Here is a 23,983-nt window from a genome sequence, read left to right as displayed (position 1 = left end):
TGTTTTACCGTGGTCAACGTGGCCGATAGTACCAACGTTAACGTGCGGTTTAGTACGTTCAAATTTTTCTTTAGACATGAGTTGTCCCTCTAGGTACGGATTTAGGTGGCTTTGATGACCACGCAACCAAAAATATTGGTAATAAAGTATATATCAAAAGGAAAACTTTGCTTTTAGAGCTGGTGCTGATAGGCAGACTCGAACTGCCGACCTCATCCTTACCAAGGATGCGCTCTACCACCTGAGCTATATCAGCACTCAAATAGAGTGGAGCGGGCAGCGGGAATCGAACCCGCATCATCAGCTTGGAAGGCTGAGGTAATAGCCATTATACGATGCCCGCAACACGTAACTCTGAGAGCTATTTCCTTAGGAATATGGTGGAGGGGGACGGATTCGAACCATCGAAGGCAGTGCCGGCAGATTTACAGTCTGCTCCCTTTGGCCACTCGGGAACCCCTCCAAATTTTCAAAACATTCTCACTACTAAGGAGAGAATGGTGCCGACTACCGGAATCGAACTGGTGACCTACTGATTACAAGTCAGTTGCTCTACCTACTGAGCTAAGTCGGCATAAGTGGTGCGCATTCTATTGAATGATTTTCTTGCTTGCAATAGCTAAATTAAAAAAAAATGCCTTTTTAATGACTTTTTGTTTATTTGATGATTTTTCGTGCAAAATTACGCATTCTCACTCATTGTACGACCTGAGATATTTGCAATATTCGTCTCTTGATGTATGTTCCCTGCTCTAAATTTATAACCGTCAGGTATTCCGCATGACTTCATACCTTTCTTTTGATCGTCAACAATGGGCTGAATTACGAAATTCAGTACCTATGACTTTATCTGTTGATGATTTAAAGGAGTTACAAGGGGTCAATGAAAATCTGACGATTGAGGAAGCAGTAGAGATTTATCTGCCACTTGCTCGCCTATTAAACCTCTATATCGCTGCACGACAAAATCGCAATTCGGTATTGCAGCAGTTTCTCGGAAGCGAAGAGGCCGCTCCCCCATTCATCATAGGGATAGCTGGCAGTGTTGCTGTCGGAAAAAGTACCACGGCTCGTTTATTAAAGGCGTTATTGTCTCGTTGGAATAATCACCCTAAAGTAGACTTAGTCACAACAGACGGTTTTCTTTATCCTAAAAGCGTGTTGGATGAACGCGATATCATGCAACGTAAGGGATTTCCGGAATCCTATGATATTCGCCGTTTGGTGCAGTTTGTGTCTGACGTAAAAGCAGGTAAGCCCAATCTTTCGGTCCCAGTTTACTCACACATAACTTACGATATTACCAATCAAGAGAAGATCATCGACCGCCCTGACGTGCTGATCATCGAAGGATTAAACGTATTGCAAACAGGCATGGACTACCCCCATGATCCTCACCGAGTTTTTGTCTCCGACTTTTTAGATTTTTCACTGTATGTGGATGCAGAAAGTGAAACCATAGAACAGTGGTATATTGACCGTTTCCTCAACTTTCGTCTTGGTGCTTTTACCAAGCCCGGCTCTTACTTTAGTCACTATACTAAGCTCACTGAGCAACAAGCTATTGAGAAAGCCCGAAGTATATGGCGCTCTATTAACGGAGTGAACCTGCACCAAAACATATTGCCTACCCGTGGTCGAGCACAGTTAATCTTAAAGAAATCCGCAGATCATACCGTTCAACAAATCCTATTACGCAAATAAAAAAAGCCAGAGTTTGTCTCTGGCTTTTTATCATTTCGGTGCTGGCCCGTAGCGATTCTCACCATCATTGCCTTTGAGAAAGCCGCACTCTATCAATATCCAAACACCACATATCAATGCGGCCGCTGAACTTAGTACTTGGAGTGAGTCTGGCTGCGCTGCTGGTTGCCCAGGCCCAGCCACAGGAATAGTCATACGGCCAATTACGAGAGGGATATTTAACAAAAGCCACCAACTCGACTTATTTCGGTCATGCCATCTTTTAGCCGTAATTGCTAAATCGGGGATCAGCACTAAAATCAGGAACACAGGTAACACGATATGGGCAAATGACGGCCATAATGTGTTCATCCCTATCGTAAAGCCAACAATTAATACGTAATAGGCAACATTCCATGTCCAATAGGTTTTTCGCCCAATTCGACCTTGGAAAGAAAACAGCAACTCTTTAATCGACATCTTTACTCTCAATAATTTAATTCTTTGCCATAAAGGCTTAATTCACAATTTTCTGAAAACACATTTTATCCATATCTCGGATATTGACTGTCAAGCTTCGTACATGTCCAGCTTGAGATTGTAGCTCTTCAATAAGCTTTCTTGATAGCTCTCTTTTTTGCTCTTCAGTCCGACCTTGTAACAGTTCGAAACTAATATGAATAAAGTCCACGCTATCTCCCTCATCCCCAACCAACCAGTGATGACTGCGCAACGCCCTCGATTTCACTGAGCCGATATCGAATAAGCCGCTTTGCAGAGCAATTTGGTGGAGATCCTCCAAGAGCCCCTGCACATTTACTCGTTCATCGACAGAGTTTGAGTATTCCATGACCAGATGAGGCATAATCTTTCCTTTTCTTGGATGTAAGATAATTTCATAAATATACCTATCCAAGCGCGAAAAGTCCGAGTGAACCGCTATATTCTGTATACCAGATCACTGATACTGCTTCGTCTTAGCGCTTTTACAGCAGATTCAGTGCTCCAACCATTGGACTCTATCCAAGAAAGACATGACGGTAATCATGATCTGCTGAAATTATTCTGTTATATTCTTTCGCAATCACGTTTGTTTTTTACATTTTTAATTAATAATGGAGATATTCCTATGCGTCGTCCTGTAGTGATGGGTAACTGGAAACTTAACGGCAGCAAAGCAATGGTAACTGAGCTGCTAAACGGCCTTAATGCTGAACTTGAAGGCGTAACTGGCGTTGACGTTGCAGTTGCTCCACCAGCACTTTACATCGACCTTGCTGAGCGTCTAATCGCAGAAGGCGGTAACAAGATCATCCTTGGCGCGCAAAACACTGACGTAAACAACAGCGGCGCGTTCACTGGCGACATGTCTCCAGAGATGCTTAAAGATTTTGGTGCGACTCACATCATCATCGGTCACTCAGAGCGTCGTGAGTACCACAACGAATCAGACGAGTTCGTTGCTAAGAAATTTGCATTCCTAAAAGAAAACGGTCTAAAACCTGTTTTCTGTATCGGTGAATCTGAAGCTCAAAACGAAGCGGGCGAAACTGAAGCAGTATGTGCACGTCAAATCAACGCAGTTATCGACGCATACGGTGTTGAAGCGCTAAACGACGCAATCATCGCTTACGAACCAATTTGGGCTATCGGTACTGGTAAAGCAGCAACAGCTGAAGATGCACAACGTATCCACGCTTCTATCCGTGCTCTAATCGCAGAGAAAAACGTAGCAGTTGCTGAGCAAGTGATCATCCAGTACGGCGGCAGCGTGAAACCAGAAAACGCAGAAGCTTACTTCTCACAACCAGACATCGACGGTGCTCTAGTTGGTGGTGCTTCTCTAGACGCGAAGAGCTTTGCAGCAATCGCTAAAGCAGCGGCAAAAGCAAAAGCTTAATCACATCGTGATTGATTCTAAGGCCAGCACTTGCTGGCCTTTTTTGTATCTACAAATCGAATCAAGTATGCTTACGCTTTTCCACTAAGCTGTACTTATCATGCACGACAAACACGGCCTACTTACAGGTTCTATTCCAAAAGTGCTGCGTCAGATGACGGTGCCGATGACCTTCGGCATGGTCGCAATTTTGATGTTTAACTTAGTGGATACGTTTTTTATCTCACTCCTTGGTACCGATGCGCTAGCCGCCATCAGTTATACTTTCCCAATCACCTTTGCCGTTAACTGTATTACCATGGGTATTGGCATGGGGTTATCCACCAGTATTGGGCGGCTATTAGGACAAGGGCAATCTTCCGATGCCGCTCGATTTGCGACTCATGGGCTCATCTTAGCCGTTGTTTTGGTCACACTTGCTTGCTTTATAGGCTTACTGACAATTGACCCGCTGTTTTTGCTGCTTGGCGCTAAATCAGAGCTGCTGCCCTTGATTCATCAATACATGCAGATCTGGTATTTCACTATTCCGTTGTTGGTTATTCCGATGGCTGGGAATAGCGCGATTCGAGCCACAGGTGATACCAAAACACCAGCAAAAATCATGATGCTGGCTGGCGTTATCAATGGCCTGTTAGACCCGCTGCTGATCTTTGGCTACGGCCCTTTTCCTGAATTAGGTATTCAAGGCGCTGCAATAGCCAGTGCATTGAGTTGGTTTGGTGCGCTATGTGGTTCTCTTTACGTATTAGTAAAACGAGAGCGGTTATTAGCATTACCAAAGCCGCTTCATCTTCGCCACGATTGGCAACAAATACTCAAGATTGGCACACCAGCCGCCTTATCAAATGCAATGACGCCACTATCGGGGGCGATTTTGATGATGATATTGTCGAGCCACGGTACTGAAGCAGTCGCCGCTTATGGTGCAGCGCAGCGGATTGAGTCGATTTTAATTTTGGTGCTGATGTCACTGACATCTGCCCTCACCCCGTTTATGGCACAAAACCTAGGAGCGAATAACCCACAGCGCAGTTTTGCAGGTTTGTTCCTTGCCATGCGGTTTTCCGTTGTTTTTCAAATTACCATTTTCATCATGATGGTACCGCTGAGTATTCCGCTCGCCGCACTATTCTCTCAGGAACAAAGTGTTCAAGACATACTCTGGCATTACTTATTAGTTGTCCCTTTCAGTTACGGTTTTTTAGGTGTTGTAATGATGCTGGTTTCCGCATTGAATGCGCTGCATGAGCCAATGCGAGCCTTTCAGTGGAGTTTTATGCGCTTATTCGTATTCACACTACCGTGCGCATGGTTGGGCAGCCAAGTTTACGAAATTGAAGGGCTGTTTATCGGTATTGCGGCAGGCAATATCTTAGCAGGCTTATCCGGTTATTTTTATGCACTTCACTTACGTAAAATGAATTGTACTGCCCCCCATCAAGCATAAAAAAAGCCGACTGAATCAGTCGGCTTTCTTGCATCTTTCCATTACTCTTCGTCGTCATCTTCAACGTCGAGATCCACATCAAGTGGTTCTTGAGACAAGATCACCCCGGTATTATCCGCGTATAGGTAATCTTCAGGTAAGAAGGTCACACCACCAAAGTTGACAGGTACATCCACTTCACCCACACCTTGTTGAGTCGCACCAACAGGGATTGAAGCCAGTGCTTGGATGCCAATACTCATGTCTTCTAGTTCGTCAACTTCACGAACACAGCCATAAACAACGATACCTTCCCACTCGTTTTCTTCCGCTAAAGAAGCAATTTCAGCGTCAACCAAAGCGCGACGTAGTGAACCGCCACCATCAATCAACAACACGCGCCCCAATCCATCTTGTTCTAAGATTTCACGGATCAAACCATTGTCTTCAAAACATTTCACCGTCGTGAGCTGTCCAGCAAACGATGCGCTGCCGCCAAAGTTACTAAACATAGGTTCAACGACATCCACTTGTTCAGAGTAAATGTCACATAAAGCAGAGGTGTTGTATTCCATAGCGTTTCTTCTCATACCGATCGTCATCTCCCTCGAGTATATAGGGTCATTAAGTCATTGCAATGACAAAGACGCTTCAACTCACCAGAGTTTGAGCTATAACCACACCGGCAAATAACAGGTTAGTGATTAATGAACATTTCACCACAACTGGCATCATAGGTGCAATCTGTGCAGGCTGATCTGCGTTCCATACCGCTTTACCGTGTTTATACGTGATGATCATACTCAGTAAAAATGGCAGGCTGACCCATAATGGTTCAGGTTGGGCAACGAGATAAATGATAAATGCGACCAGAGCACCGCTGAGCAAAAACGAATGGTATTGCTTAGCACGTCTTTGTCCTAAACGAACCGCTAGAGTACGTTTACCACACTCTGCATCATTTTCAATATCACGTAGGTTATTGATATTCAGCACCGCAACCGCTAACAAGCCACAACCAATGGCAGGCAAAGCCAGCGCTGCCTCAACCGTGCCGGTGTGAAGGAAATACGTCCCAGCAACGCCAAGTAAACCAAAAAAGATAAAAACTGAAATATCGCCCAAGCCCACATAACCATAAGGTTTATTGCCCACGGTGTATGCAATGGCGGCGGCGATTGCCAGAATGCCTAAACCGATAAATGCCACGATGCTATGGAAGCTATCTAACGCGTACAACACCAAGGTCAAACCCGATACCATGGTTAACACAATATTGAGGTAGATGGCTTGTTTCATCGTCTGCAGCGAGACAGACCCCGATTGAATTGCGCGTGTAGGACCTAACCGGTTTTCATTATCTGTCCCTTTGACCGCATCGCCGTAGTCGTTCGCTAAATTCGATAGTATTTGCAGCAATGTTGCCGTAATGAACGCAAGCAGCGCCACTGGTAAAGAGAAATGATGCGTTGAAAAAGCCAGCACACTACCAGTCAATATAGAAACCAGTGCGAGTGGCAATGTTTTGGGTCGGGCGGCATCAAGCCAGATACGTAATGACTGTTTCATAACCATCATCTTAGTAACAACATGACAAGCAAAAAATGTGCTACATCATGTTTTAAGGTGCAAAAAGCAAAAAAGGCCACCGAAGTGACCTTTTCTAGTAAGCAGCGATTATTTTACGCGGCTTACGTACTCAGCAGAGCGAGTATCAACTTTGATCACTTCGCCAATCTGGATAAATAGAGGAACACGTACAACCGCACCTGTAGACAATGTTGCTGGTTTACCACCGGTACCTTGCGTATCACCTTTCAGACCTGGATCGGTTTCAATTACTTCAAGTTCAACAAAGTTTGGTGGCGTTACCGCAATTGGGCTACCGTTCCATAGTGTTAGCATACAAGTATTGTTTTCTACCAACCATTTTGCATTGTCGCCAACTGCTTTCATGTCTGCTGCAATTTGCTCAAATGTTTCGTTGTTCATGAAGTGGTAGAATTCACCGTCGTTGTATAGGTAGTCTAGATCTGTATCCATCACGTCAGCAACTTCTACTGTTTCGCCTGACTTGAATGTTTTTTCTAGCACTTTACCTGAAAGCAGCTTACGGATTTTAACGCGGTTAAATGCCTGACCTTTGCCTGGTTTTACATACTCGTTTTCGAGAATGACACAAGGCTCATTATCAAGCATAATTTTAAGACCGCCTTTGAATTCATTCGTGCTAACAGTAGCCATTTTTTCCTCTTACCATTCTTCGAGTTAAATTTAATGCCGCACATCATAACCCGAAAAGTTGATTCTGTTGAGCAAAACTGGCTCAAACAGCTAGCGAATGGGATCTCTGATCCCGCAAAACTGTTACAACAGTTGCAGATCGACCCTTCACCATGGCAACACGGATTTGAAGCAAGAAAGCTTTTTGCGCAGCGTGTGCCGCAAAGTTTTGTCGATCGCATGGAAAAAGGCAATCCTTCTGATCCGCTTTTGCGTCAAGTCCTACCCTTGAGTGAGGAATTTGATGTTCATGAGGGCTATTCAACCGATCCATTAGCCGAACAGAACAATGATGTACCCGGACTACTGCATAAATATCACAACCGTGCACTCATGATCGTGAAAGGTGGTTGTGCCATTAATTGTCGCTATTGTTTCCGTCGCCACTTCCCTTATCAAGATAACAAAGGCAGTAAAGCGGTATGGCAACAAAGCCTTGATTACCTAGCCAGCCATTGCGAATTGAATGAAGTCATCTTCTCTGGTGGTGATCCATTGATGGCCAAAGATGAAGAGTTGGCATGGCTAATTCACCATATCGCCGATATTCAGCATATCAAACGGTTGAGGATCCACTCTCGATTACCCGTGGTGATCCCTGCACGTATTACCCAGCAATTGTGCGCATTGCTTTCTGGCACACGCCTACAAGTGGTTCTCGTCACTCACATTAATCACGCCAATGAGATCAATACAGAGCTGAAGCAGCAATTAATGAAACTCAAGCAAGCGGGCGTCACCTTGCTTAATCAGGGTGTCCTGCTTAAGGGGGTGAATGATTCAGTCGATGATCAGGTCGAACTCAATGAAGCACTGTTTGATGCGGGTATCCTTCCCTACTATTTGCATGTGTTAGATAAAGTCCAAGGCGCGGCACACTTTTTTGTCTCTGATGAAGAAGCAAAGAAAATCATGGCGGGTGTGATTGAACGTGTCTCCGGTTATTTGGTCCCTAAATTGACGCGTGAAATAGGTGGGCGAGCCAGTAAAACCCCACTCGACTTACACTTAGAGTAAATCGTCGTAACGATAAAAAAGATTTGTTCGATAAGCCGGGTCTTTGTATGCATACTCCGACGCTTTGGAGGTCAACATGCAACCAACTTTCGAACAGTTTTTCGACCTTGGGCCTTTTAGCTGGCTTGCGCTACTTTGCTGTGCCATTAATGGCATTCTCGTTGGTGTAGAACGCCAGACACGAGGAAAACCCGTCGGTATTCGCACATCGATTCTCGTGATCTCGGGAACCTACTTCTTTATGTCAATGGCGGTATCGCTGTCCCCAAATACCTTGGATCAAGCCCGCGTGCTTGGACAAATCATTACTGGTGTGGGGTTCTTGGGCGCTGGCGTGATGATGACGCTTGACGGCAAGATCCACGGCGTGACTTCCGCTGCGGTGATTTGGGTGCTGGCCGCATTAGGAATGATGATCGGCTTAGGCTACCTACAGCAATCGGTGTTAATCACGGTGTTAACCTTATCGGTCCTATTAGGCGTAGATAAAGCAGAAAATCGAATTAAGTCGTTGCGTCGCGGTGTGCACCAGAAATTTCAAAGCCGTAAACTCCCTTCGAGAAACAAATCGGTGGACGGCTAATTCAAATACAAGACATAAAAAAACCACCGAATTACGGTGGTTTTTTTTATTCATATCGCTTGGCGATTTAGAACAGCTCTTCCGCAACCTTGTATAGGTCATTGCGAACAGGACGCTTCATATTCTCGATAGCGTCAATGATGTCGTGGTGAACCAATTCTTCTTTTTGGATACCAACACAACGACCGCCGTGACCTTCAAGAAGAAGGTGAACTGCATAGTTACCCATGCGAGATGCAAGTACACGGTCAAATGCTGTTGGACGACCACCACGCTGGATGTGGCCAAGCACAGTTGCGCGAGTTTCACGACCTGTTGCCGTTTCGATCTCTTTCGCTAATTCATTTGCATCCATCATCAATTCAGTTAGCGCGATGATCGCGTGCTTCTTACCTTTAGAGATGCCATCTTGGATGTTGCTGATCAACTGTTCTTTGTTCAGACCAGTCTCAGGAGAGATGATGTACTCACAACCACCAGCAATTGCAGACATCAGCGTAAGATCGCCACAGTGACGACCCATGATTTCTACAATAGAGATACGCTGGTGAGAAGAAGATGTGTCACGCAGACGGTCAATCGCATCAATAACCGTGTTCAGCGCAGTTAGGTAACCGATAGTGTAATCTGTGCCCGCGATGTCATTATCGATAGTGCCTGGAAGACCGATACATGGGTAACCCATTTCAGTCAGTTTCTTCGCACCCATGTACGAACCATCACCACCAACAACCACTAGTGCTTCAATGCCGTGTTTCTGAAGGTTTTCGATCGCTTTTTCGCGAACTGCAACTTCTTTGAACTCTGGGAAACGTGCAGAACCTAGGAAGGTACCGCCTTTGTTGATCACATCAGAAACGCTTGAACGGTCTAGTTTCTCGATACGATCTTCGTATAGACCCAAGTAGCCATCGTATACACCGTATACTTCAATACCTTCAGAAAGTGCAGTACGAACTACGCCGCGTACCGCAGCGTTCATGCCAGGGGCATCACCGCCACTTGTCAAAACACCGATCTTCTTAATCATGCTCACCCTCGATATATTGGGAATCTAATTTCAAATTTTTTGTCAGCGGATTACAAGCCGCCATTCAAATTCTTGTTAGCTGTGCGATATGTTACCTGTCCTAAACAGGAATACTACTTTTATTTGCACAGATTTATGTAACTTTTCTACTTATGTAAGAGTATTACAGTTTTGGCATATTACTTTGTTGATACATATCAGAATCACACTCGATATTGATTGAACAAAAGATAGCCAAAAACACACCATTTGTCCTGTTGCAGACTTACCATCCCTGAGACTTTTGCTCTTTCTCTGCAGCAAGAACTACTGAGTATGGGTCTTGATGGATCAATACATCGGCATGAGCAAATGCTTCTAGCAGTTGATCTTCAACTAAGTCAGAAATGCGATGCGCTTCTATGAGTGGAATGTTGTCTTCCAACTCGAGATGAAGCTGGATAAAACGTACTGGGCCCGACATCCGCGTTCTCAATTGATGCACGCCGAGTACCCCTTCCACTCCAACACAAATAGAGCGAATTTGTTCTAATTCTTCATCCGGAAGTTTGCGGTCCAATAGCGTTTGGATCGCCTCACTCACCATCCTAAATGCACTGTAAAGAATGTAGATACCGATCCCGACAGCAAATACCGCATCGGCTTGAGTAATCCCAAACCAACTAAGTCCCAACGCTAACATGATCGCGGCATTCATAAATAAATCGGATTGATAGTGTAGTGAATCGGCGGCGATCGCCTGACTGCCCGTCTGTTTCACTACGTATTTTTGGAAGGTCACTAGACCAAACGTCACCACGATGGCGAATAAACTGACGTATACCCCATATTCTGGTGATTGCAGCTCATGGGGGCGAAAGAAGCGTTCAATACCGTTAAGAATAAGGAACACTGCAGACCCTGAGATAAACATTGCCTGCGCTAGCGCAGCTAAAGACTCCGCTTTGCCGTGACCAAAAGTATGTTCGCGATCGGCTGGTTGCAGTGAATAGCGAACAACCACCAAATTAACCAAAGACGCGGCAATATCGAGCATCGAGTCAATCAGTGATGCCAGTAAACTCACTGAACCTGTTACCCACCATGCCACCACTTTAACGATCAACAATAGTGTCGCAACCAATGTGGCAGTCCATGCCGCTGCCGTGACTAACTTTGCATATTCATGTTTCATAGAGTGCAGAATCAAATCATTAATTAGCGTTAAGTATAACCATACCTGCGTTTAAAAATGAACCAAACAAAAAAGGTGCCCTGTTGTTCAGGACACCTTTGAATTTACACGCCTTTATTGATTCGCTCGTTTTACGAGTCTTTCTGCCAGCGTTTGTGCATTTTGTCACCGCACTCTTTCATACGATCTTGTTTTAGCTCGATAAACTTAGCTTTTTGCTCTGGTGTCAGAATGCTGAGCATTTGATGTTTCTTCTCCATCATTTTCACTTTACGTTCTGTCTGTTTGTCCACCATTTGCTTGGCCAGTTCATTTGCCGCCGCTTGATCAAAGTTTTCCGCTAAGATCAACGCTTGAACATTGTTATGATAGGCTTGCATCTCTGCACGACGTGCGTCTGCATTCTCACTAAAGTGAGCTTTCATTGTTGCTCGATTTGTCTCGCGCATCTCTTTGAGTTGTGCTTGCTGCTCATCAGTCAAATCTAGTTGGCGCATAATGCCACGGTCAAAACCACCGCACTCCCCGCCCATGCCTTTATGGTGACCTTTACCGCCAAAAGCAAATGCGCTCGCTGTACCTAGGGTTAGAGGAAGAACAACAGCAGCTAAAACTAATTTCTTGGTCATTTTCATAATCAATTCCTTACTCATCTATGTGGATTTATCTGCGCTGTTCTCACAACGCTTGAGTTTAGAATAGAGGCTGCAAGGTAAAGCGACGTATAGAGCAAGTAAAGAATCGTAAAGAGTGATTTTTGCACTCAAGTAATTGACCATTTCACAGTAATATTAACCTGAGCACACCACAGCATTAAGGTCCCCTATGGCAAATATTTTGTTGATTGATGACGACATCGAACTGACCAGTTTACTAAAAGAAGTCTTAACCTTTGAAGGCTTTAATGTCTCCGAAGCGAATGACGGCGAAGCAGGTCTAGCGGCGGTAAACCACGAGACCGACCTGATTTTGCTCGATGTGATGATGCCAAAACTCAATGGCATGGAAACGCTTAAGCGCCTACGTGATAAATGGGCAACCCCGGTATTGATGCTGACCGCCAAAGGTGAGGAAATCGATAGAGTCATTGGTCTCGAACTCGGGGCTGACGACTACTTACCAAAACCCTTCAGTGACCGCGAATTACTTGCCCGCATTCGGGCGATTTTGCGTCGCACTCAATCAACGACAACGAAAACAGCGAAACAAACGGATCATGTCAGCTACCTCGATATTGTGATTTATCCGGGCAAACAAGAAGCCTATTGCAACCAACTGCTTCTCGACCTGACTACAACTGAATTTTCACTACTGAGCCATTTTGTGCAAAACCCGGGGCAAACCCTAACTAAAGAAGCCTTAAGTCAGGACGTACTCGGCAAACGTCTCGCTGCGTTTGATCGCGCGATTGATATGCATGTCTCTAACCTGCGCAAGAAATTACCGGAAAGAGACGACGGCAAACCGAGGATCAAAACCTTGCGAGGCCGCGGTTACCTCTTAGTGGAGCACGACTGATGCGCTTACCCAAGATCACCAGCCTGTATGGCCGTATTTTTGCGATTTTCTGGTTCACCATGTTTCTGGTGCTCGTTGCGGTTCTCACGCTGCCGCATCTTGACCCTCGTGTTTCTCGAGACATTTCTCCTGAGCATTACAGTCGAATGCTCAAACTCAGAGACAGCATTGAACAACGCTATGAAGGACGTCGTGATCTTGGCAAGATCTTAATGCGACTAGAAGACCCTCGCTCTTCACGCCAAGATGGCCGTCCTCGCCTTTTTATTACGGATACGGAAGGCAACCTGCTTACCACACGCAAGCACCATGATTTTAAGCTCAGAGCCTTAAAGAACTTTGTCACAACCATTGAGACCCCTGAGCAACCAAAACAGAAGCTCTATGGCAGTTACATGGTGGCAGGCCCGTTACCTATCACACTGGCTGAGCAGCCCCTTCAGTTGTATGTGGGTGTTCGCTGGAATCAGCCGCCACCTTTCTTATTACGCTTATTCGACAAACCGTTACAGCTATTGTTAGCCGTTATGCTGGTCAGTACGCCGCTGTTGTTATGGCTCGCTTGGGCACTTTCTCAGCCCGCACGTAAACTTGAGAAAGCGGCAAAGCGCGTGACAAAGGGGGAGTTCGTTGTCGATCCTGAATTAGAAAAAGGCACCTCCGAATTTCGCCAAGCTGGGGCCAGCTTTAACCAAATGGTCGAAGCAGTGAACCAAATGATTTCTGGTCAGCAACGACTGCTCTCCGATATTTCTCATGAACTGCGCTCTCCCCTCACCCGTTTGCGAATGGCCACCGCATTAGCCCATCGAAAACAGGGCGATAGCCCCGAACTGACCCGGATCGATACGGAAGCACAACGGTTAGAGCAAATGATTGGCGAATTACTTGAACTATCACGCATGCAAGTCGATAGCCACTTAACTCGCGAGCAGCAGCCACTCAGTAGCTTGTGGGAAGCCATTCTAGAAGACGTTCAATTTGAAGCCGAACAAGTGGGTAAGCAGTTACACTTTAGCGATATTCCTGAGCGGGTGATCAGTGGAAACCCAAAACTGCTCATGAGTGCATTAGAAAACATCGCCCGCAACGCAATTTATTACGGGCGTGATCGCATCGAAGTCACCATAACATGCCACAATGATGAGTTATTAATTTATGTCGACGACAATGGCGAAGGCGTACCAGAGCATGAGTTAGAAGCGATATTCCGTCCGTTTTATCGTGTATCAACGGCGCGCGACCGGCACAGTGGCGGCACAGGGCTGGGGCTGGCAATCACTGAAAGTGCCATTCGTCAGCACAATGGCTCTATCAATGCGAAACGCAGCCACCTCGGAGGACTACGCGTCGAAATCAGGTTGCCATTACAACCGATGTAATAACCCTACACAAACACAGTTGATAATAAATACCATTATCATTTAAAGTAAATCCTTCTTACATGGAGGATTTACTATGTCACACCAATTTCCTGAACTTCCTTATGCGTATGATGCATTAGAGCCGTATATCGACGCGAAAACGATGGAAGTGCACTACAGCAAACATCATCGTACCTACTTTGATAAATTCCTTGCTGCCATCAAGGGGACTGAGCTTGAACACAAGCCTCTGGATGCGATTTTTGCGACGATTTCAGACCAAGCGCCCGCCGTTCGTAATAATGGTGGTGGTTATTACAACCACATTATTTATTGGAACTGCATGAAACCTAATGGTGGCGGAGAGCCGGAAGGTGAGCTTGCCGAGGCTATCAAACAAACATTCGGTAGCTTTGAACAATTTAAAGAAACCTTCTCTCAAGCGGCAATCAACACCTTTGGTTCTGGCTTTGCTTGGCTTATCGTGGTCGATGGTCAATTAAAAGTGACCTCAACCAGCAATCAAGATAACCCATTAATGGACGTGGTTTCTGAACGTGGTGAGCCTATTTTAGCGCTCGATGTTTGGGAACACGCCTACTACATCAACTACCAAAATCGTCGACCAGACTACATTGATGCTTGGTGGCATGTGGTCGATTGGGATGCAGTAGCTACAAACTATCGCAACGCTTTGAAACAAGCTTAAGTTGGAGTGGCTTGGCAAATCCAAGTTACTTAGGGTTATACTCCCTGTCCCAATCACAACGATTTAGTTTCAGTATGTTTGATATCGCTCTTTATGAACCGGAAATTGCCCCGAATACGGGTAACATTATCCGTCTTTGTGCCAACTGTGGTGCGAATCTACACCTTATCGAACCATTGGGGTTTGATTTGGAAGAGAAGAAAGTGCGTCGCGCCGGATTGGACTACCATGATTTGGCTCGTGTAACGCGTCATAAAAACTATCAGGCATTTCTCGACTACTTAGCTGAGCGTGAAGGTGAGTCTCGTATTTTTGCTTGTACCACCAAAACAACCGGTCATCATGTTGATGCGCAGTATCAACAAGGGGATGTACTGTTGTTTGGTCCAGAAACACGCGGCCTACCGATGGAAGTGATCGAAAGCTTACCCATGGAGCAGCGTATTCGTATCCCTATGATGCCAGAAGCACGCAGCCTAAACCTTTCGAATGCTGTGGCCATCATCGCTTTTGAAGCATGGCGACAAATGGGATTTGACGGAGCTCAGTAAGAAACTCTCTCGGATCAAAAAAGGCGCTTAGTGCGCCTTTTTTAGATTCTATGATCCAATCACTTCAAACGGTGATTCTCATCGTCTTCTTTGCGCTCATACTCGCCTTCGAACGTCTGACCATCATGTTTAGTGTCATAAGGATCACGATGAAATGGGTCTTGCTCAAACGGGCTTGAACCAAATCCCCCTTGAAAACCACCACCAACAGACTTCACCACCATTTTACTCATCAAGTATTTTGCAATGACGGCACGTGGAGCTGGCAACAGTACCAGCATGCCGAGTGCATCAGTCATAAAGCCTGGAGTCAAAAGCAGTACCCCGGCAACGGCCAACATCACCCCTTCGAAAATCTGCTGTGCAGGCATTTCACCTTGCTGCAAACGTGATTGCACCGTCATTAATGTTTGAATACCTTGGCTACGAACCAATGACGCCCCAACAAATGCGGTAATGAGTACCAGTGCAATCGTCGGCCATAAACCGAGAACGCCACCGACAGAGATGAACAGACCAATCTCAATGATCGGCACAAAAATAAACGCTAAAAGTAAGATAGGAAACACTGGCCCCTCCTTTGTTAACAACAGTGTAAGCGCAAGCCCATGTCCGCTTCAATTCTCATCATGTAAAAATCTTTGTAGCCCTTACACAACCTACTGTTCACACTCTGTTCATACTTTGCAATTATTAAGAAAATAAAAGCAAAAAAGGTGATCTACTTACTATTTTTATGCGTCTAGAACAGTATCATGAGCCGTATAAGTCAGGACGGATTATATAGCCTATAATTCTGACGAATGGATTCTTACACTGCAGAATGGCTAGTTAAATACTTTATTATCAGAATAATTGTCTAAGGATCCTGTATGGCTACCCTAACTGATGCTCCTAAAGCAGCAAATCAAGCAACTCGTATTGAAGAAGACTTACTGGGCGAGCGTCACGTACCCGCTGATGCGTATTACGGCATTCACACTCTCCGCGCGATTGAAAACTTCAACATCTCTAATGTAACCATCTCTGACGTACCTGAATTCGTACGTGGCATGGTAATGACTAAGAAAGCCGCAGCACTGGCAAACAAAGAGCTGGGTGCGATTCCTAAAGATGTTGCGAATTATATTCTCGAAGCGTGTGATCTTATCCTTGAAACGGGTAAATGCATGGACCAATTCCCTTCAGACGTATTCCAAGGTGGCGCGGGCACTTCGGTTAACATGAACACTAACGAAGTAATCGCAAACGTTGCATTGGAACTGATGGGCAAAGAGAAAGGCCAATACCAGTTCGTAAACCCGAACGATCACGTTAACAAGAGCCAATCAACAAACTGTGCTTACCCAACCGGTTTCCGTATCGCTGTATACAATAGCGTACACAAACTGATTGAAGCGATTGAGTACCTAAAAGGTGCTTTCGAACTGAAAAGCCAAGAGTTTAAAGATGTACTGAAAATGGGCCGTACTCAGCTACAAGACGCGGTACCAATGACAGTAGGTCAAGAGTTCCACGCATGGGCAGTAACGCTAAACGAAGAAATTCGTGCATTGGAATACACCTCTAAACTGCTACTTGAAATCAACTTGGGCGCAACAGCAATCGGTACTGGTCTGAATGCACCGGAAGGCTACCAAGGTCTGGCAGTTAAACACCTTGCAGAGGTAACTGGCCTAGAAGTGGTTCCAGCTGAAGATTTGATCGAAGCTACGTCTGACTGTGGCGCATACGTAATGACACACGGTGCACTAAAACGTCTGGCTGTGAAGCTATCTAAGATCTGTAATGACCTTCGCCTGCTTTCTTCTGGTCCTCGTTCTGGCCTGAACGAACTGAACCTACCTGAGCTTCAAGCGGGTTCGTCTATCATGCCAGCAAAAGTAAACCCTGTCGTTCCTGAAGTCGTCAACCAAGTGTGTTTCAAAGTACTGGGTAACGACAACACGGTTTCATTTGCAGCCGAAGGCGGTCAGCTACAGTTGAACGTAATGGAACCAGTCATTGCGCAAAGTATGTTTGAGTCACTATCTATTCTGTCTAACGCTTGCGTTAACCTACGTGACAAATGTATCGATGGCATCACAGTGAACAAAGAAATCTGTGAAGGTTACGTATACAACTCTATCGGTATCGTGACTTACCTAAACCCATACATCGGCCACCACGAAGGTGACATCGTTGGTAAGATTTGTGCGGAAACAGGTAAGAGCGTACGTGAAGTGGTACTAGAACGTGGTCTACTTACAGACGAAGAGCTGGACGACATTCTAAACGTTGAAAACTTTATGCATCCAAAATATAAAGCAAAACGTTACGAATAAGACGATATGGAAAGGGCCCAACGGGCCCTTTTTTGGTCACCTATTCGGTAACGACTTTTGCCCTTTCTGATCCTAATTATCTGAGTGTTCATTTCACCACTGGCTCGTCTGAGCACTGACATAATCAGAATCATTATAAAATTGCATGAGGTAACACTATGGTAGTGGTCGAACTCTTTGTCGTTCTGCTCTTTATCTATTTAGGAGCCAGAATTGGTGGTATTGGTATTGGTTTAGCCGGTGGTGCGGGTGTGATTGCCCTCTCACTCATTTTAGGCGTCCCAACCAGCCAAGCCTTTATTCCGGTAGACGTCATTCTCATCATCATGTCGGTGATCACCGCCATCGCTGCGATGCAGGTTGCAGGTGGTCTTGATTGGATGGTCCAAGTTGCGGAAAACTTTTTGCGTAAACACCCAGAACGCATCACCTTCTACGCACCTATCGTGACCTTCCTAATGACATTAATGGCAGGTACGGGTCATACGGCTTTTTCAACTCTGCCTGTTATTGCAGAGGTTGCAAAAGGTCAAGGTGTCCGCCCTTCGCGTCCGCTGTCAATTGCTGTGGTGGCCTCTCAAATTGCTATCACCGCTTCACCCATTTCGGCAGCAGTAGTTGCATTCGCAGCCATGCTCGCTCCTAAAGGTGTCGACTACCTAACACTGCTTGCGGTTTGCATCCCAACCACGTTTATTGCTTGTATGATTGGCGCATTTGTAGCGAACTTCATGGGCAGTGAACTGAAAGACGATCCCGTTTATCAAGAACGTCTGGAAAAAGGCCTTATCAAGCTAGCGACAGAAAAGCAGCGTGAAATCCTACCGACAGCAAAAACAGCAACCTATATCTTCCTTGCGGCGATCGGTTTTGTGGTCTGCTATGCAGCAGCGATTTCTAATTCAATTGGCCTTATCGACAACCCAGCACTTGGCCGTAACGAAGCCATCATGACCTTTATGCTTGCTGCTGCCGCTGCAATCGTACTGATCACTAAGGTTGACGCATCTAAAATTCCAAGTGCAGCGACGTTCCGTTCAGGTATGACAGCATGTGTTTGCGTACTGGGTGTTGCTTGGTTAGGTTCAACCTTTGTGAATGCTCACGTAGATGGCATCAAAGAAGTGGCAGGCGAACTACTCGCAGATTATCCATGGATGCTTGCGCTTGTTCTGTTCTTCGCTTCCATGCTGCTTTACTCTCAAGGCGCAACAACGGTTGCATTAATGCCTGCAGCATTGGCTATTGGTGTCGCACCGCTAACCGCAGTCGCTTCTTTTGCAGCGGTAAGTGCCCTGTTTGTGTTACCAACCTACCCAACCCTGCTTGCAGCGGTTGAAATGGATGACACGGGTTCCACTCGCATTGGTAAGTATGTCTTCAACCACCCATTCTTTATTCCGGGTGTTGCGACTATCGCATCTTCAGTTGCGTTAGGGTTTGTATTTGGTGGTTTGTTTATTTAAGCAAATTCATTAAGTTGCGTATATTTTCAACAGGAGCTTCGGCTCCTGTTTTATTTTGAAGCCAATAAAAAAACCATGATCACATTCTAATTTTGATTTTTATCAAAAGAGTCGCCAAAAAATAGAGAAATAAAAAAAATCAAATAACTGAATAAAATTCCATATCTATTAGCCATATTCAATAATGGCTAGTTTCCTGCCCATTCCGACATGAAAGACAACAGCATATTAATCCCTTTTCTATAAAGAATTACCCCGATAAATTAACCACACCTTTATTGTTGCTTAATATTAGTCTTTTATTTTGTGAACGCAGCCAGATTTAAACTGACCTTCAATGAATACAATACCTTCAGTAAGCCAATATTCTATCAAGGCCGAATTATTTAAAGTCCAATAAATTAATGATTTAAGGTTATTGATTTTAACCTAAATATTTTTATAACAATTCAATGAGTCGCTGATTCACTTCTATTGATAACAAAATTAATAGAAGTAAGGAGATAGCCATGACAACCCAAACAGTACCTACCGAAGAGAAAAAAGGCGGCTTCTTTGCCAACTTCAAGTTCCCTTCAGCCTACACCATTTTGTTTATCCTCATTGCGCTCGTCGCTCTGATGACTTGGATCGTTCCTGCCGGTCAGTACGATCGTGCAATGAACGAAGATCTTGGTCGTGAAGTTCCGATTACCGGGACCTATAAAGCCGTTGAGGGTAACCCTCAAGGTGTCATTGATGTGCTACTTGCGCCAATTGATGGCTTCTATGATCACAATACTTACGAAGCGGCTGCGATTGACGTGTCGCTGTTTATTTTGGTTATCGGTGGTTTCCTTGGCTTAGTAACCAAGACTGGCGCGATTGACGCCGGGATCGAGCGTGTTACCGACCGACTCAAAGGTCGCGAAGAAATGATGATCCCCATATTGATGGCACTGTTTGCCGCAGGGGGCACCATCTACGGGATGGCCGAAGAGTCACTGCCTTTCTACACCCTTTTGGTGCCCGTGATGATGGCAGCTCGCTTTGACCCACTGGTTGCTGCTGCGACGGTTTTACTTGGCGCTGGTATTGGTACTCTTGGTTCAACCATCAACCCATTTGCAACGGTAATTGCGGCGAACGCTGCGGGCATTCCATTTACAGATGGTATCCTTCTGCGTGCAGCTGTATTGGTCATTGGTTGGGTGATCTGTGTGGCTTATGTTATGCGCTATGCTCGCATGGTGCGAGAAGACCAAACTAAATCCATTGTGTACGACAAATACGAAGAGAACAAAGCGCACTTCCTTGGTAACCAAACTGGCGAGAGCTTAGAGTTCACTGGTACCCGTAAGCTTATCTTAACCATCTTCGGTTTGGCTTTTGCCGTCATGATTTACGGTGTATCCGTTGCCGGATGGTGGATGGCAGAAATCTCAGCCATGTTCCTAGCCGCTACGATTTTAATTGGTTTGGTCGCTCGTATGAGTGAAGAAGAGTTTACGACCAGCTTCATCGACGGAGCTCGTGACCTACTTGGCGTTGCGCTGATCATCGGTATTGCTCGTGGTATTGTGGTGGTCATGGACCGCGGTATGATCACCGACACCATTTTGTTCTCTGCTGAACAGATGGTCACTGGCTTATCATCCGTCATCTTCATTAACGTGATGTTCTTCCTAGAAGTACTGCTTTCTTTCCTCGTGCCTTCTAGCTCAGGTTTAGCGGTACTAACCATGCCTATCATGGCGCCACTGGCTGACTTCGCGGGTGTGGGTCGCGATCTTGTCGTCACCGCGTATCAATCCGCTTCTGGTTTGGTCAACCTTGTAACGCCAACATCCGCCGTGGTCATGGGTGGCCTTGCTATCGCGCGGGTTCCTTATGTCCGTTACGTCAAATGGGTAGCACCACTGCTGGGTATCCTATTGCTATTCTGCATTATTGCGCTCAGCCTCGGTGCGGTTCTTTAATACGCACGTCTCCTGCTTCAAAAGCCGCATTCTGCGGCTTTTTTTCTATCTCATTTTCCATCATGCCGTGGGCTTTCTACCACACTCCCCCCCTTTTGGATCATAGGTGTCCAAAAGCTTCTCACGCTGTACCCACAGCATTGATGTCATAAGTATTCCTATACTATGCGCTGGTTTATCCAAATAATTGGATATTTAGTGACTTTTTATGGCTAACTAAACAACAAACAAAAATAGAGATGAAATACAGTGAGAGCAATTAATTAAACATCACGTTATTTCATTAAGGAAATAGCCAATACTCTGTGTGATCCAAGTGGTTTTTATAGATAAAATATTTGTTAAAAGATAATTAAAATCCACCTCAAATGAATATATCTAAGAAGATCTAGTGCATAAAGACAGCCAAAACTCTCTTTTATTTTTAAAATAATAAGGAATACTTTTTCATAGATTAACTGCTCAAACTGAATTGTTCGAATAATGGATGAATAAAATTCCCTTCAAAGTAAGTATCTACAGTTTAAAAACCAACTTTTCTTTTGAATAGATATTGTTAAAAGCCCCGTCATTACTGGGTTTAACAAGAAAAAACGTTCTGTGATTGACCTCTAAGATTCCTCCCCAAACAGGCGTAATATAAATTTCAGAACAGATAAGTGAATAAATTAATTCACACCTCTTCCCCTACAAAATTAATTATTAGTTTTTGAATAAAAGACTAATTGAAATATAAGAGAGATACGATCATGAGTAAGTTATACGTAGGTTCTGAAATCGGTCAATTACGTCGCGTATTGGTTCACCGCCCGAGACGCGCTCTCACTCACTTAACACCGTCTAACTGCCACGATTTGCTGTTTGATGACGTACTGGCTGTAGAGCGTGCGGGTAAAGAACATGATGTATTTACACAAACCCTACGCGATCAGGGTGTTGAAGTTTTACTACTCACCGATTTACTGGCCGACACATTAGCCGTTCCAGAAGCGAAAGAATGGTTGCTTCGCCAACAAGTGTCTGACTACCGTTTAGGCAAAACATTTGCTAACGACGTACGCTGCTACTTAGGTGACCTACCTAACTTGGAATTAGCAAAAATTCTAACTGGTGGCTTGTCTTATGCTGATATGCCAATGAAATCTTCAGCAATGATGCAAGGACTTCATGCACCAACTGACTTCATCATTGAGCCACTACCAAACCATCTATTTACTCGTGATACCTCTTGCTGGGTGTATGGCGGCGTTTCCATCAACCCAATGGCAAAACCTGCACGTCAACGCGAAACCAACCATGTTCGTGCAATTTATCGCTGGCACCCAACATTCGCAGGACAAGACTTCATTAAGTACTTTGGCGACGATGAACACATCAACTACGACAACTCCACTATTGAAGGCGGCGACGTACTAGTCATTGGCCGTGGCACGGTACTGATTGGTATGTCTGAGCGCACCACAGCACAAGGCGTTGAGCATCTAGCATCTGGCCTGTTCAAACACGGACAAGCTAAACAAGTCATCGCAATGGAGCTACCAAAACACCGCTCTTGCATGCACCTTGATACCGTGATGACTCACATGCGTGAAGACACCTTCTCTGTTTACCCAGAAGTTGTGCGCAAAGACGTGAAATGCTGGAGCTTAACCGGCGATGAATCAGGTGCGGTCAATGTGAAAGAAGAAGGCTACTTCGTCACTGCAATTGAAAAAGCATTAGGCGTCGACAAGCTCAACTTAATCACCACAGGTGGCGACAACTTCAACGCCGAGCGTGAGCAATGGAATGATGCAAACAACGTGCTTACCGTGAGACCGGGTGTGGTGATCGGCTATGAAGGCAACGTGTACACCAACGAGAAATACGACAAAGCTGGCATCACTGTGCTACCTATCCCAGGTGATGAACTCGGTCGTGGCCGCGGCGGCGCACGCTGCATGAGCTGCCCAATCGAGCGTGACGGAATCTAACCAATAACCCTATGGCCGGGGCAACCCGGCCAGACAAGATAAAGAGAACAGATCATGACTAAGCAAACTGTCGTCGTAGCACTTGGTGGTAACGCTCTTCTTCGTCGCGGGGAACCGTTGGAAGCAGACGTTCAACGCCACAATATTGAAATTGCTGTCAAAACCATTTCTGCCATTGCTCAGGAGTACAACGTCGTCTTAGTGCACGGCAATGGCCCTCAAGTTGGTCTACTTGCGCTTCAAGGCCTTGAATATAAAAAGGTAAATCCATACCCACTCGATGTTTTGGGCAGTGAAACACAAGGCATGATCGGCTACATGCTGATGCAAGAATTCAAAAATCAAATGCCGAATATCAACGTGACCTGCATGTTGACACAAATGACGGTCGACCCAAGCGATCCCGCGTTTGCCGACCCAACCAAACCAATCGGTCCAATTTATGAAGAAGCCGAAGCTCGTGAAATGGCTGAAAAATATCACTGGACGGTCAAACCTGACGGCAAGCATTTCCGCCGCGTGGTCCCTAGCCCACAGCCAACTGGCATCATCGAACATGACGCCATCACGAAATTGATCGATGAAGGTCATCTAGTGATTTGTACCGGTGGCGGTGGCATCCCAGTAAAACGTGAAAATGGCAAGCTTGTTGGCGTAGAAGCGGTGATAGACAAAGACATGTCGGCTGCTTTCCTTGCCAAACAGCTCGATGCGGACGCGCTACTTATCCTAACGGATGCGGATGCGGTGTACCTCGATTGGGGCAAACCAACACAGCATGCGCTGCGTAATACCAACCCAAGTGAGCTCGCTAAATACGAATTTGATGCGGGATCGATGGGACCAAAAATTGAGGCCTCCTGCGAATTCATTAAGCAAGGCGGCAAAGTGGTGGGGATCGGCTCACTCGAAGATGGCCTACGCATTCTACAAGGCACCGCGGGCACCAACATTACTCGCGATTAATTGAACTTAATTTATTTCATCCAAATTTACTGCGCTTTCTTACCTCTTTCCCTGC

Annotated in this window: 23 protein-coding genes and 4 tRNA genes; 14 read left to right on the top strand and 13 right to left on the bottom strand. The window is 45.4% G+C overall.

The genetic code is table 11. The features are described 5' to 3' along the window. Positions 1 to 180: 180 nt before the first annotated feature. From ACQEXU_RS18190 to ACQEXU_RS18175, 4 genes are all read right to left on the bottom strand, one after another. Positions 181 to 256: transfer RNA gene (locus tag ACQEXU_RS18190), tRNA-Thr, on the bottom strand. 12 nt (positions 257 to 268) lie between these two features. Continuing rightward, positions 269 to 343, bottom strand: a tRNA-Gly gene (locus ACQEXU_RS18185). A gap of 35 nt (positions 344 to 378) precedes the next feature. Continuing rightward, positions 379 to 463: transfer RNA gene (locus tag ACQEXU_RS18180), tRNA-Tyr, on the bottom strand. A 35-nt stretch (positions 464 to 498) separates the two neighbouring features. After that, positions 499 to 574, bottom strand: a tRNA-Thr gene (locus ACQEXU_RS18175). Between the two features lie 206 nt (positions 575 to 780). Between ACQEXU_RS18175 and coaA the strand changes: the two genes are divergently transcribed. Then, a complete protein-coding gene (gene coaA, locus ACQEXU_RS18170; RefSeq protein WP_427011837.1) occupies positions 781 to 1,704 on the top strand; it encodes a type I pantothenate kinase in 924 nt (307 codons plus the stop codon). A 30-nt stretch (positions 1,705 to 1,734) separates the two neighbouring features. Here coaA and ACQEXU_RS18165 read toward each other — a convergent pair whose 3' ends face one another. Then, positions 1,735 to 2,163: a DUF805 domain-containing protein gene (locus tag ACQEXU_RS18165; RefSeq protein ID WP_427011836.1), complete on the bottom strand. Its 429-nt coding sequence runs from the start codon at positions 2,161 to 2,163 to the stop codon at positions 1,735 to 1,737. A gap of 37 nt (positions 2,164 to 2,200) precedes the next feature. Beyond that, positions 2,201 to 2,548: a 5-carboxymethyl-2-hydroxymuconate Delta-isomerase gene (locus tag ACQEXU_RS18160; RefSeq protein ID WP_427011835.1), complete on the bottom strand. Its 348-nt coding sequence runs from the start codon at positions 2,546 to 2,548 to the stop codon at positions 2,201 to 2,203. 264 nt (positions 2,549 to 2,812) lie between these two features. On the opposite strand from ACQEXU_RS18160, the gene tpiA reads away from it, so the two are divergent. Beyond that, entirely contained in the window at positions 2,813 to 3,583 is a 771-nt protein-coding gene (tpiA, locus tag ACQEXU_RS18155) for a triose-phosphate isomerase (protein WP_427011834.1), read from the top strand. 100 nt (positions 3,584 to 3,683) lie between these two features. Then, positions 3,684 to 5,033, top strand: a complete 1,350-nt coding sequence (locus ACQEXU_RS18150; protein WP_427011833.1) for an MATE family efflux transporter — start codon at positions 3,684 to 3,686, stop codon at positions 5,031 to 5,033. 41 nt (positions 5,034 to 5,074) lie between these two features. Here ACQEXU_RS18150 and rraA read toward each other — a convergent pair whose 3' ends face one another. The 3 genes from rraA to efp form a co-directional block, all read right to left on the bottom strand. Then, positions 5,075 to 5,587, bottom strand: coding sequence for a ribonuclease E activity regulator RraA (gene rraA / locus ACQEXU_RS18145; RefSeq protein ID WP_427011840.1), 513 nt, complete (start codon positions 5,585 to 5,587; stop codon positions 5,075 to 5,077). 76 nt (positions 5,588 to 5,663) lie between these two features. After that, a complete protein-coding gene (locus ACQEXU_RS18140) occupies positions 5,664 to 6,581 on the bottom strand; it encodes a 1,4-dihydroxy-2-naphthoate polyprenyltransferase (protein ID WP_367987464.1) in 918 nt (305 codons plus the stop codon). 108 nt (positions 6,582 to 6,689) lie between these two features. Continuing rightward, positions 6,690 to 7,256, bottom strand: a complete 567-nt coding sequence (gene efp, locus ACQEXU_RS18135; RefSeq protein ID WP_367987465.1) for an elongation factor P — start codon at positions 7,254 to 7,256, stop codon at positions 6,690 to 6,692. A 33-nt stretch (positions 7,257 to 7,289) separates the two neighbouring features. Here efp and epmB point away from each other — a divergent pair, with 33 nt between their 5' ends. Together epmB and ACQEXU_RS18125 are read left to right on the top strand one after the other, a co-directional pair. Next, entirely contained in the window at positions 7,290 to 8,312 is a 1,023-nt protein-coding gene (gene epmB / locus ACQEXU_RS18130; protein ID WP_427011832.1) for an EF-P beta-lysylation protein EpmB, read from the top strand. A 76-nt stretch (positions 8,313 to 8,388) separates the two neighbouring features. Further along, a complete protein-coding gene (locus tag ACQEXU_RS18125; RefSeq protein WP_367987467.1) occupies positions 8,389 to 8,895 on the top strand; it encodes an MgtC/SapB family protein in 507 nt (168 codons plus the stop codon). 67 nt (positions 8,896 to 8,962) lie between these two features. Here ACQEXU_RS18125 and pfkA read toward each other — a convergent pair whose 3' ends face one another. From pfkA to ACQEXU_RS18110, 3 genes are all read right to left on the bottom strand, one after another. Continuing rightward, positions 8,963 to 9,925 (bottom strand): 6-phosphofructokinase, encoded by a 963-nt coding sequence (pfkA, locus tag ACQEXU_RS18120; RefSeq protein WP_367987468.1) that lies wholly within the window; start codon positions 9,923 to 9,925, stop codon positions 8,963 to 8,965. A 265-nt stretch (positions 9,926 to 10,190) separates the two neighbouring features. Next, positions 10,191 to 11,099, bottom strand: coding sequence for a CDF family cation-efflux transporter FieF (gene fieF, locus ACQEXU_RS18115; protein ID WP_427011831.1), 909 nt, complete (start codon positions 11,097 to 11,099; stop codon positions 10,191 to 10,193). A gap of 131 nt (positions 11,100 to 11,230) precedes the next feature. Further along, on the bottom strand, positions 11,231 to 11,734 hold the full coding sequence (locus ACQEXU_RS18110; RefSeq protein WP_427011830.1) for a CpxP family protein: 504 nt from the start codon (positions 11,732 to 11,734) through the stop codon (positions 11,231 to 11,233). Positions 11,735 to 11,924: 190 nt separating this feature from the next. Here ACQEXU_RS18110 and ACQEXU_RS18105 point away from each other — a divergent pair, with 190 nt between their 5' ends. The 4 genes from ACQEXU_RS18105 (at position 11,925) to trmL (ending at position 15,241) form a co-directional block, all read left to right on the top strand. After that, positions 11,925 to 12,617: a response regulator gene (locus ACQEXU_RS18105; RefSeq protein ID WP_427011829.1), complete on the top strand. Its 693-nt coding sequence runs from the start codon at positions 11,925 to 11,927 to the stop codon at positions 12,615 to 12,617. Then, the gene (gene cpxA, locus ACQEXU_RS18100; RefSeq protein ID WP_427011828.1) at positions 12,617 to 13,999 is read left to right on the top strand and encodes an envelope stress sensor histidine kinase CpxA; all 1,383 of its coding nucleotides are present in this window, start codon (positions 12,617 to 12,619) and stop codon (positions 13,997 to 13,999) included. Before ACQEXU_RS18105 ends, cpxA begins: the two co-directional genes overlap by 1 nt. Before the next feature lie 76 nt (positions 14,000 to 14,075). After that, complete coding sequence (locus tag ACQEXU_RS18095) at positions 14,076 to 14,690, top strand: superoxide dismutase (RefSeq protein WP_427011827.1); 615 nt, start codon at positions 14,076 to 14,078, stop codon at positions 14,688 to 14,690. Positions 14,691 to 14,764: 74 nt separating this feature from the next. Continuing rightward, a complete protein-coding gene (gene trmL, locus ACQEXU_RS18090; RefSeq protein WP_367987474.1) occupies positions 14,765 to 15,241 on the top strand; it encodes a tRNA (uridine(34)/cytosine(34)/5-carboxymethylaminomethyluridine(34)-2'-O)-methyltransferase TrmL in 477 nt (158 codons plus the stop codon). Positions 15,242 to 15,300: 59 nt separating this feature from the next. Here trmL and ACQEXU_RS18085 read toward each other — a convergent pair whose 3' ends face one another. Continuing rightward, positions 15,301 to 15,810: an FxsA family protein gene (locus ACQEXU_RS18085; RefSeq protein WP_367987475.1), complete on the bottom strand. Its 510-nt coding sequence runs from the start codon at positions 15,808 to 15,810 to the stop codon at positions 15,301 to 15,303. A 303-nt stretch (positions 15,811 to 16,113) separates the two neighbouring features. On the opposite strand from ACQEXU_RS18085, the gene aspA reads away from it, so the two are divergent. From aspA to arcC, 5 genes are all read left to right on the top strand, one after another. Further along, complete coding sequence (gene aspA, locus ACQEXU_RS18080; RefSeq protein WP_367987476.1) at positions 16,114 to 17,565, top strand: aspartate ammonia-lyase; 1,452 nt, start codon at positions 16,114 to 16,116, stop codon at positions 17,563 to 17,565. A 158-nt stretch (positions 17,566 to 17,723) separates the two neighbouring features. Beyond that, positions 17,724 to 19,031: an anaerobic C4-dicarboxylate transporter gene (locus tag ACQEXU_RS18075; RefSeq protein ID WP_367987477.1), complete on the top strand. Its 1,308-nt coding sequence runs from the start codon at positions 17,724 to 17,726 to the stop codon at positions 19,029 to 19,031. Positions 19,032 to 19,540: 509 nt separating this feature from the next. Then, positions 19,541 to 20,989, top strand: coding sequence for a YfcC family protein (locus ACQEXU_RS18070; protein WP_367987478.1), 1,449 nt, complete (start codon positions 19,541 to 19,543; stop codon positions 20,987 to 20,989). Between the two features lie 749 nt (positions 20,990 to 21,738). Then, complete coding sequence (gene arcA, locus ACQEXU_RS18065) at positions 21,739 to 22,962, top strand: arginine deiminase (RefSeq protein WP_367987479.1); 1,224 nt, start codon at positions 21,739 to 21,741, stop codon at positions 22,960 to 22,962. Positions 22,963 to 23,016: 54 nt separating this feature from the next. After that, a complete protein-coding gene (gene arcC, locus ACQEXU_RS18060) occupies positions 23,017 to 23,928 on the top strand; it encodes a carbamate kinase (RefSeq protein ID WP_427011826.1) in 912 nt (303 codons plus the stop codon). The last annotated feature ends 55 nt before the right edge of the window (positions 23,929 to 23,983 follow it).

Source organism: Vibrio sp. TRT 21S02, assembly GCF_050113675.1.
Taxonomy (GTDB): Bacteria; Pseudomonadota; Gammaproteobacteria; order Enterobacterales; family Vibrionaceae; genus Vibrio.
The sequence above is the reverse complement of the archived record's forward strand: the minus strand, read 5'-3'. Positions and strand labels throughout refer to the sequence as shown.